1 pseudogene is annotated in these 10,064 nt (G+C 73.3%); it reads left to right on the top strand.

The annotated features are described in order from the left end of the window. Positions 1-148: 148 nt before the first annotated feature. A pseudogene (locus G443_RS04380) lies at positions 149-10,063 on the top strand (type I polyketide synthase); the annotation flags it as partial. Between the last annotated feature and the right edge of the window lies 1 nt (position 10,064).

Here is a 10,064-nt window from a genome sequence, read left to right as displayed (position 1 = left end):
GGACGTTCCGGTACCGCGACGAGCATTTTGTCGTCGCGTTTCCCGGATTCATTGTCCGGCGGGTGTGTCCGGCAATCCCGCCTCTCGTGGGAAACCGCGATGAAGGTGCTGTCCTGGCTGACTCGGGTGGGGTTGAATGGCGAACGAAGAAACTCTGCGGGACTACCTGAAGTGGGTTTCCGCGGAACTGCACCAGACCCGGCAACGCGTGCGGGAGCTGGAGGCCGGTGACCGCGAGCCGATCGCGATCGTCGCGATGGCCTGCCGGTTCCCTGGCGGCGTCCGCACGCCAGAGGACCTGTGGCGGCTGGTGGTCGCCGGGACCGATGCGATCACCCCCTTCCCCCAGGACCGAGGGTGGACGGTTCCACCGGGACTCAGCACTTCCGGTGAAGGGGGCTTCCTCACCGACGTCGCCGATTTCGATGCCGCCTTCTTCGGGATCTCCCCGCGTGAGGCCGTCGCGATGGACCCGCAGCAGCGGCTGCTGCTCGAGGTTGCCTGGGAGACCCTGGAGCGCGCCGGCATCGACCCGGAGTCGCTGCGTGGCACCAACACGGGCGTGTTCACCGGCACCGCCAGCCAGGACTACGTTGGCGTGCTCCGGCAGGCCCCGGAGGGCTCGGAGGGGCACACGCTGACGGGCAACGCCGCCAGCATCGTCTCCGGCCGCATCGCCTACTCCCTCGGGCTGGAAGGCGCCGCCGTCTCCGTCGACACCGCGTGCTCCACCTCCCTCGTCGCGCTCCACCTCGCCGCCGCCGCGCTCCGGAAGGAGGAGTGCGGGCTCGCGCTCGCGGGCGGGGCGAGTGTGATGTCCACGCCCACCGCGTTCCTCGGATTCGACGACCAGGGTGGTCTCGCCGCCGACGGACGCTGCAAACCGTTCTCCGCGGCCGCCGACGGCACCTCCTGGGGCGAGGGCGCTGCGTTCGTCCTCCTCGAGCGGCTCGCGGACGCGCGGCGGAACGGCCATCCGGTGCTCGCCGTCCTCCGGGGGTCGGCGGTGAACTCCGACGGCGCGTCCAACGGGCTCACCGCGCCCAACGGCCCGGCGCAACAACGGGTGATCCTGCGGGCTCTCGCCGACGCCCGCCTCGCGCCGTCCGAGGTGGACGCGGTGGAGGCGCACGGCACCGGCACGGTCCTCGGCGATCCCATCGAGGCGCAGGCGCTGCTCGCCACCTACGGGCAGGACCGGGAGCGGCCGCTGCTGCTGGGTTCGGTGAAGTCCAACATCGGGCACACCCAGGCCGCCGCGGGGATGGCCGGGGTCATCAAGATGGTGCAGGCGATGCACCACGGCATGCTGCCGAGAACGCTGCACCTCGACACCCCGACCCCCCACGTCGACTGGAGCGCGGGCGCCGTCACGCTGCTGGGCGAGGAGACCACGTGGCCGGTGACGGGCAGACCGCGTCGCGTTGGCGTGTCCTCGTTCGGCATGAGCGGCACCAACGCCCATGTGATCCTCGAGCAGGCACCGGACGAGGAGCTCCCTGGCGGCACGGGTGGCATCCCGCCGGTGTCGCCATGGGTTCTCTCCGGGCGGAGCGCGGCGGCGTTGCGGGCCCAGGAGGAACGCCTCCTCGAGTTCGTCGCCGACACCGACGCCCGGCCGGTGGACATCGGCGCCGCGCTCACCACCAGGACGTCCTTCGAGCATCGTGCGGTGGTGTTCGACCGGGAGCAGCTCACCGGCCTGGGGTCGGGTGCGGTGCGGGGCAGCGCGTCCGCCGGGTTGACTGCGGTGTTGTTCACCGGTCAGGGCTCGCAACGCCCCGGAATGGGCCGGGAACTGGCCGAGGCGTTCCCGGTGTTCGCCGAGGCCTTCGACGCGGTGTGCGCCGAACTCGACCGGCACCTCGACCGCCCGATCCGCGACACCGTCTTCCACGACGACGATGGTGGGGTCCTGGATCAGACGGTGTACGCCCAGGCGGGGTTGTTCGCCCTGCAGGTGGCCCTGTTCCGGTTGATCGAGTCCTGGGGGGTGGTCCCGGACTCCCTGCTGGGTCATTCCATCGGGGAGCTGGCCGCGGCGCACGTGGCCGGGGTGTGGGACCTGCCCGATGCCGCTCGGGTGGTGGCGGCACGGGGCCGGTTGATGCAGGCCCTACCCGAGGGTGGGGCGATGGTGGCGGTGGAGGCCACCGAGGACGAGGTCATCCCGTTGGTGGGGGCGGGGGTGTCGCTGGCGGCGGTGAACGGCCCGACGGCGGTGGTGCTCTCCGGTGAGCGCTCGGCGGTGGCCGGGGTGGTGGACCGGTTGGGTGACCGTCGGGTGCGGTGGTTGCGGGTCAGCCATGCCTTCCATTCCGGGTTGATGGACCCGATGCTGGCGGAGTACCGGGCGGTGCTCTCCTCGGTGGTGTTCCGGGAGCCGGTGGTGCCGGTGGTGTCCACGGTGACCGGTGCACTGGCCGGGACTGGGTGGTGTGACCCGGAGTACTGGGTGCGGCAGGTCCGGGAGACGGTCCGGTTCGCCGAGGGCATGGCCGCGCTGGGCGGGGTGGGGGTGTCCCGGTTCCTGGAGTTGGGTCCGGACGGGGTGCTCTCGGCGATGGGGCAGGACTGCGCCCCCGAGGGTGTGTTCGTTCCGGTGTTGCGCCGGGACCGCCCCGAGCCGGAGACGGTGGTGGGGGCGTTGGCGTCGTTGTGGGTGACGGGCATGCCCGTGGACTGGGCCGCCTACTACGGGGGCTGCGGGGCACGTCGGGTCCCGCTGCCCACCTACGCCTTCCAACACCGGCGCTTCTGGCCCACCACATCGGACTCCGCCAGCACTCCGGACAGCGATCCCGTTGACGCCCGGTTCTGGGACGCCGTCGAACGCGAGGACCGGAGCGCGCTCGCCGACCTGCTCGCCGTCGAGGACACCACACCGATCGAGGCCGCGCTGCCCGCCCTGTCCTCGTGGCGCCGTCGTCGCCGGGTGGACGACACCATCGGGTCGTGGCGCTACCGGGAGGTCTGGCGGCCCATCGCCGTCGACACCGATCCGGTGTTGACCGGAACGTGGTGGATCGTCACCGGCCCGGAACAGTCCGGGGACCAGACGGCCGAAGCACTGGCAGGCGCCCTCACCCGGCGTGGCGCCACCGTCGTGCCACTCGTGGTCACCGGGACCGACTCCGCCCTCCTCGCGGCCCAGCTCGGTGACGCTCCACGGCCCGACGGAATCCTCTCCTTCCTCGCTCTCACGGCCGACGACGCCGTGCCCGTGCCCGCCGGACTCGCCGCCACCGACGCGCTGGTGAAGGCGGTCGGCAGGACCGCGCCCGTCTGGTGCCTCACCCGGGCGGCCGTGTCCGTGGGACGGTCGGACGAAGCACCCGTCCCAGCTCAAGCGATGACCTGGGGATACGGTCGCGTCGCCGGTGTCGAACTGGCCAGGACCTGGGGCGGCCTGATCGACCTGCCCCGGACCTGCGACGAACGCGCCCTCACCCGCGTCTGCGGGGTCCTCGGTGGCGCGGAGGACCAGGTGGCCGTGCGGACCTCGGGGGTGTTCGCGCGCAGGCTGGGACGCGCCGCCAGGCTGGACGGCCCGGGGGAGCCCTGGGCACCACGCGGCACCGTGCTGATCACGGGCGCCACCGGCGCCATCGGCGGCCACCTCGCCCGCTGGCTCGCCCGGGAGGGCGCCGACCACCTCGTCCTCACCAGCCGGCGCGGCGCTGACGCACCCGGAGCGGCGGACCTGGTCGAGGAACTCGCCGCGCTGGGCGCCCGCACCACCATCGCCACCTGCGACGTCGCCGATCGGGCCGCGCTCACCGACCTGCTCTCCGCTCTGCGCGGGGCCGGCGAGACGATCACCGCCGTCCTCCACACGGCGGGTGTCCGTCAGCTGACCACGATCGATGACACCGGCCCGGACGAGTTCGCCCGGATCGTCACCGGGAAGGTCCTCGGTGCCGCGAACCTGGACGCCGCCTTCGCCGACGACGACCTCGACGCTTTCATCCTCTTCTCGTCGATCTCCGCCGTCTGGGGAAGTGGCGGGCAGGGGGCCTACGCCGCCGGGGGTGCCTATCTGGACGCGCTCGCGGCCCGGCGGCGATCCGCGGGGCTCCCCGCCACCTCGGTCGCGTGGGGTGTGTGGGACGGCGGCGGGATGAGCGACGGGGAGGTCGGCGCGGCCCTGGGCAGGCGAGGCCTGTCCCCGATGTCCCCCGACCTGGCCGTCCAGGCACTCCGGCAGGTCGTCGCGCACCGGGAGACCACCGTGACCGTGGTGGACGTCGACTGGGAGCGGTTCGCCCCCGCCTTCACCGTCGCCCGGCCGAGCCCGCTGATCGGGGATCTCCCCGAGGTCCGCCACGTCCTCGACGTCGGCGAGATCGACACGAGCGGCACGTCACGGCTGCGGACGGAACTGGAAGGCCTGCCGGCGCGGGAACGCGCGGTCGCCGTGCTCGACCTGGTTCGAGCGGAGGCCGGTCGGGCCCTCGGTTACACCGATGCGGACGAACTGCCCGCCGACCGCGCGTTCCGCGACCTGGGTCTGGACTCGATCACCGCCGTCGACCTGCGCGACCGGGTCAGCGCCGCCACCGGTCTCCGCCTGCCCACGACCCTCGTCTTCGACCACCCCACGCCGGCGGCCGTGGCCCGCCACCTCCTCGCGGAGACCTTCGGCGCGGACACCGACGGTGCCGCCGAGGTTCCGGCCGGCGTGGTCGGCGGGACCGACGACCCCGTGGTGATCGTCGGCATGAGCTGCCGCTTCCCCGGAGGCGTGCGGTCCCCCGAACAGCTGTGGGAGATGCTGACCAGCGGGGGAGACGCGATCGGGGAGTTCCCGACCGACCGAGGGTGGGATGTCGACGGCCTGTTCGGACCCGACCCCGACGTCCCCGGCACCTCGTACAGCACGCGGGGCGGTTTCCTCGACGACGCCACCCGCTTCGACGCCGCCTTCTTCGGGATCTCCCCGCGCGAGGCCGTCGCCATGGACCCGCAACAGCGACTGCTCCTCGAACTCTCCTGGGAGGCCCTCGAACGGGCCGGCATCCCCCCGGGGAGCCTGCGGGGCAGCCGAACCGGCGTGTTCGTCGGGGCCTCCCCCCAGGGCTATGGCAACGGCGTCGCCGACCTGCCGGACGAGGTCGCCGGCTACCTCATGACCGGGACCGCGACAGCGGTCCTCTCCGGCCGTGTCGCTTACACGCTCGGCCTGGAAGGCCCGGCGTTGACCGTCGACACCGCCTGCTCGTCCTCCCTGGCCGCCCTGCACCTCGCCGCGCAGGCCCTCCGAGGGGGTGAGTGCGAGCGGGCACTGGTCGGCGGCGTCGCGGTCATGGCGACACCCGGGACGTTCGTCGAGTTCAGCCGGCAACGGGGCCTCGCCGCCGACGGCCGCTGCAAGGCATTCGCGGACAGCGCGGACGGCACCGGGTGGTCGGAGGGGGTCGGCGTGCTCGTCGTGGAACGCCTGTCCACCGCCCGCGCCCACCACCATGAGGTCCTCGCCGTGGTCCGGGGGTCCGCCATCAACTCCGACGGCGCGTCGAACGGGCTGAGCGCGCCGAACGGCCCCTCCCAGAGCAGGGTGATCCGGCAGGCCCTGGCAGCCGCCCAGCTCGAGGCGTCCCAGGTGGACGTCGTCGAGGGCCACGGAACCGGAACCACCCTCGGCGACCCGATCGAAGCGCAGGCACTGCTCGCGACCTATGGCCGGGACCGGCCCGCGGACCGGCCCCTGCGGCTGGGCTCGGTCAAGTCGAACCTCGGCCACACCCAGGCGGCGGCCGGGGTCGCCGGTGTCATCAAGATGGTGCTGGCGATGCGGCACGGTGTCCTGCCCCGCACCCTCCACGTCGACCAGCCGTCCACCCGGGTGGACTGGTCGAGCGGAGCGGTGTCCCTGCTCACCGACCAGGTCGACTGGCCGGACACCGACGAGCCCCGGCGTGCCGCGGTGTCCTCGTTCGGCGTGAGCGGTACGAACGTGCACACGGTGCTCGAACAGGCCCCCGCCTCACACCGGGCACCGTCCGGCGACGTGCGGCCGCCTGCCCTGACCCCGTGGCTGGTGTCCGGTCGCACCGCGAACGCGCTGCGCGCCCAGGCGGGTCGTCTCGCCGCCCACGTCAGCGAGGGGTCAGGACTGGACATCGCCTACTCCCTGGCCACCACCCGAACCCACCTCGAGCACCGTGCGGTGGTCCTCTCCGAGGACCACGGTGGGCAGGTCGCGGCGCTCGCCGCGCTCGCCGACGGCGCCCAACCCGCCGACGTGGTCCTCGGGACCCCGACGACCGGGGGAACGGCCTTCCTCTTCGCCGGCCAGGGAGCACAGCGCCCAGCGATGGGCCGGGAGCTGTACGACACCTACCCGGTGTTCGCCGACGCCTTCGACGAGGTGTGCGCCCACCTCGACCGGCACCTCGACCGGCCGCTCGCCGACATCGTCCTCACCGGGGAGGGCCTGGACCGGACGCGTCACACCCAGCCCGCCCTCTTCGCCGTCGAGGTGGCGCTGTTCCGCCTCCTCCACTCCTGGGGCGTCCGCCCGGACGTCCTCCTCGGGCATTCCGTCGGGGAGTTGGCCGCCGTCCACGTCGCCGGGGTGCTGTCCCTCAGCGACGCAGCCGCGCTTGTCGCGACCAGGGCACGGCTGATGGACGCCCTGCCCGAGGGCGGCGCGATGGTGTCGGTACGGGCCACCGAGGCCGAGGTGCGGCCCCTGCTGTCCGAGCACGTGTCGCTCGCCGCCGTCAACGGTCCCACCACCGTGGTGGTGTCCGGGGACGAGGAGGCCGTCGCCGCCGTCGCCGACCACTTCGCCACCCAGGGCCGCAGGACGAGGCGGCTGCCCGTCAGCCACGCGTTCCACTCGCCGAGGATGCGGCCGATGCTGGACGAGTACCGCGCGTTCGCCGCTGGTCTCCCCTTCGCGGCCCCGACCATCCCGATCATCTCCACGGTCACCGGAGCACCGGTCACCACTCGGGAACTGGCCGATCCCGACTACTGGGCGCGTCAGGTCTCCGACCCGGTCCGCTTCCTCGACGCCGTACTGGCCACGCGCGAGCGCGGGGTCACCATCCTCGTCGAACTCGGCCCGGACGGCACCCTCACCGGACTCGCCTCCCACTGCCTGCCGGACACCGAGGACCTGACCCTCGTGCCCACGCTCCGCCCGGAACGTGCCGAGCCCCGTACCGTGGTCACCGCCCTCGCCAACATCCACGCCGCCGGTGGAACGGTGGACTGGGCCGCGTACTACGCGAGGTCCGGAGCGACCCACGTCCCCCTGCCCACCTACGCCTTCGAACCCGGACGGTTCTGGCTGCGGAGCCAGGCCGGCCCGGCCGGCCCACCCGGGCTCGGGACCACCGGGCACCCGCTGCTCACCGGCGTCGTCGACGAGGCGCACGCGGACGCCGTGCTGTGCACCGGCTCCCTCTCCCTGGCCACCCACCCGTGGCTCGCCGACCACGCCGTCCTGGGGACCGTCGTCTTCCCCGGCGCGGGTTTCGTCGAACTGGCGCTCCAGGCCGGAGCCCAGGCCCGCTGCCCACGACTGGACGAGCTGACCATCGAGGCCCCACTCGTGCTGCCCGCCGAGGGAACGGTGCGGCTCCAGGTGCGGGCTGGCCCCCCTGACGAGACGGGAGCACGGCCCGTCACCATCCACGGCCGCGAGGACGACGACCAGCCCTGGACGCGGCACGCGGCCGGTACGCTCGCCCCCGCCAGCCCGCAACGCGGACGTGCCCTCGCGGAGTGGCCACCCACCGGGGCGACACCGGTCCCCGTTGACGGCTTCTACGACGCGCTCGTCGAGCTCGGCTACGGCTACGGACCGGTGTTCCAGGGACTTACCTCGGCCTGGACCCACGGCGGCGACGTCTACGCCGACGTGACCCTCCCGACCGAGGACGGCGGCGGTTTCGGTCTGCACCCGGCGCTGCTCGACTCGGCGCTGCACGGCATCGGCCTCGCCGACCCCGACGAGCCCACCTCCGGCCGCCTCCCCTTCGCCTGGAACGGTGTCACCCTGCACGCACCCGGCGCCAGCGCGCTCCGGGTGCGGATCAGCCGGGCGGTTGGCGACGCCGTCGCACTCACCCTCGCCGACGCGGCGGGCGGCCCGGTCGCCGAGATCGAGTCGTTGGTGCTGCGCCCGGTGACGGGCGCACAGCTCGGCGACGCCAGCCGGTCCCGGCAGGATTCGCTGTTCGTGCTGGACTGGACCGCGGTCGACGCGCCAGCCGAGGCCAACGCCGTCACCCTGCTCGGGTCCACCCTGCCCGACGCCGACCTGCCGAGGTGCGCCGAACTCGCCGACGTGGCCAGCGACGCGGGCAACTTCGCCGTCGTGACCCAGTTCGCCTCCGACGGCGACGTCCTCACCGCCACCCACGCCGTCACCAGCGCGGCCCTCGACTTCCTGCTCGCCTGGTTCGCCGATGACGGCTTCGACCGCACCCCGCTGGTCGTGCTGACACGGGGCGGTGTCGCCTCCGGTCCGGACGAGACGGTCACCGACCTCGCGCAGGCCGCGTTGTGGGGGCTCCTGCGGTCCGCCCAACTGGAGCACCCCGGCCGGCTCACCATCATCGACATCGACGACACCCCGGAATCGGTGGCGGCGCTCCCGCACGCCGTGGCCAGCGAGAACCCACAACTGGTGCTGCGCGGCGGCCAACTCCGGGCACCCGCGCTGAACCGGAAGCGCGGCTCGGGAGCCGAACCAGCACCGGTCGACCCGGGGGGAACCGTGCTCGTGACCGGGGGCAGCGGAGTACTCGCCCGGCTCGTGGCACGGCGCATGGTGGCGCGCGGCGCCCGGCACCTGGTGCTGGCCAGCCGCCAGGGGCCCGCCGCTCCCGGTGCCGAGGACCTGGCCGCCGAACTGGCCGACCTCGGGGCCGAGACCCGGTTCGTCGCGTGCGACGTCAGCGACCGGAACGAGGTCGCCAGCCTCCTCGCCGGTATCCGTGACGAGCACCCCCTGCGGGTCGTGGTGCACACGGCCGGTGTCCTCGACGACGGTGTCCTGTCCTCGTTGACACCGGGGCGGATCGGCACGGTGCTGGCACCCAAGGCGGACGCCGCCTGGCACCTCCACGAACTCACCCGGTCCCTGGACCTGTCCGCGTTCGTCCTCTTCTCCTCGACGGCCGCCACCTTCGGCAGCCCCGGTCAGGCCAACTACGCCGCCGCGAACGCGTTCCTCGACGCCCTCGCGCACCACCGTGCCGCCGCCGGGCTGCCCGCGCTGTCCCTCGGTTGGGGACCGTGGGCGGAGAGCGGCATGCTCGGCAACCTCGATGCCGGTGGTATCGCCCGTTTCGCCCGATCCGGTCTCGTCCCGCTGTCCACCGAGCAGGGCGCCGCCCTGTTCGACGCCGTCGACCAGGCGGACGGGCCAGCCGTGCTGGTGGCCCGTCCCGCGACCAGCGGGGCACAGGTCAGCATCGACCTGGTTCCCCCGCTGCTGCGCCCCCTGCTCCCGGTGTCCGCGCGGCCCCGCACCGAGGTCCCGGCGACCACGGCGTCGGAACTGCGGCTGCGGTTGTCCTCGGCCTCCGAGGAGGACCGCGACCGCATCACCTACTCCGTGGTCGTCGAGGCCGCCGCGGCGGTGCTCGGTCACTCCTCACCGGAGGCGATCGAGCGAGGGCGGGGTTTCCTCGACATCGGCTTCGACTCACTCACCGCCGTGGAGCTGCGCAACCGGCTCAACGCGGTCACGGGTCTGCGTCTACCCGCGACGCTGGTCTTCGACCACCCGACCCCGGAGGACCTCGCCGAGCACGTGCGGGACGAACTCGTCGAGAACACCTCCGTGTCGGCGCTCTGGCTGGTCGGGGAACTGGACAGGCTGGCGACGGCCTTCGCCGCGGTGCCGGAGGGCGACGACGACCGCGCCAGGGTCACCGAGCGGCTCCGGGGACTGCTGTCCAGCTGGACCGAGCAGGGACCCGCCGCCGAGGACCCCAGCGGACTCGCGGACGCCACGGCGGACCAGATCTTCGACCTGCTCGACGAGGAGCTCGGCGTCGCCGGGCCGCGCCCTGGCCCACCGACCACCTCCAAGGAGTGAC

The sequence above is a fragment of the Actinoalloteichus caeruleus DSM 43889 genome, from assembly GCF_000429185.2.
GTDB lineage: Bacteria > Actinomycetota > Actinomycetes > Mycobacteriales > Pseudonocardiaceae > Actinoalloteichus_B > Actinoalloteichus_B caeruleus.
Note: the sequence above shows the minus strand (reverse complement) of the source record. Positions and strands in the feature narration are given on the sequence as shown.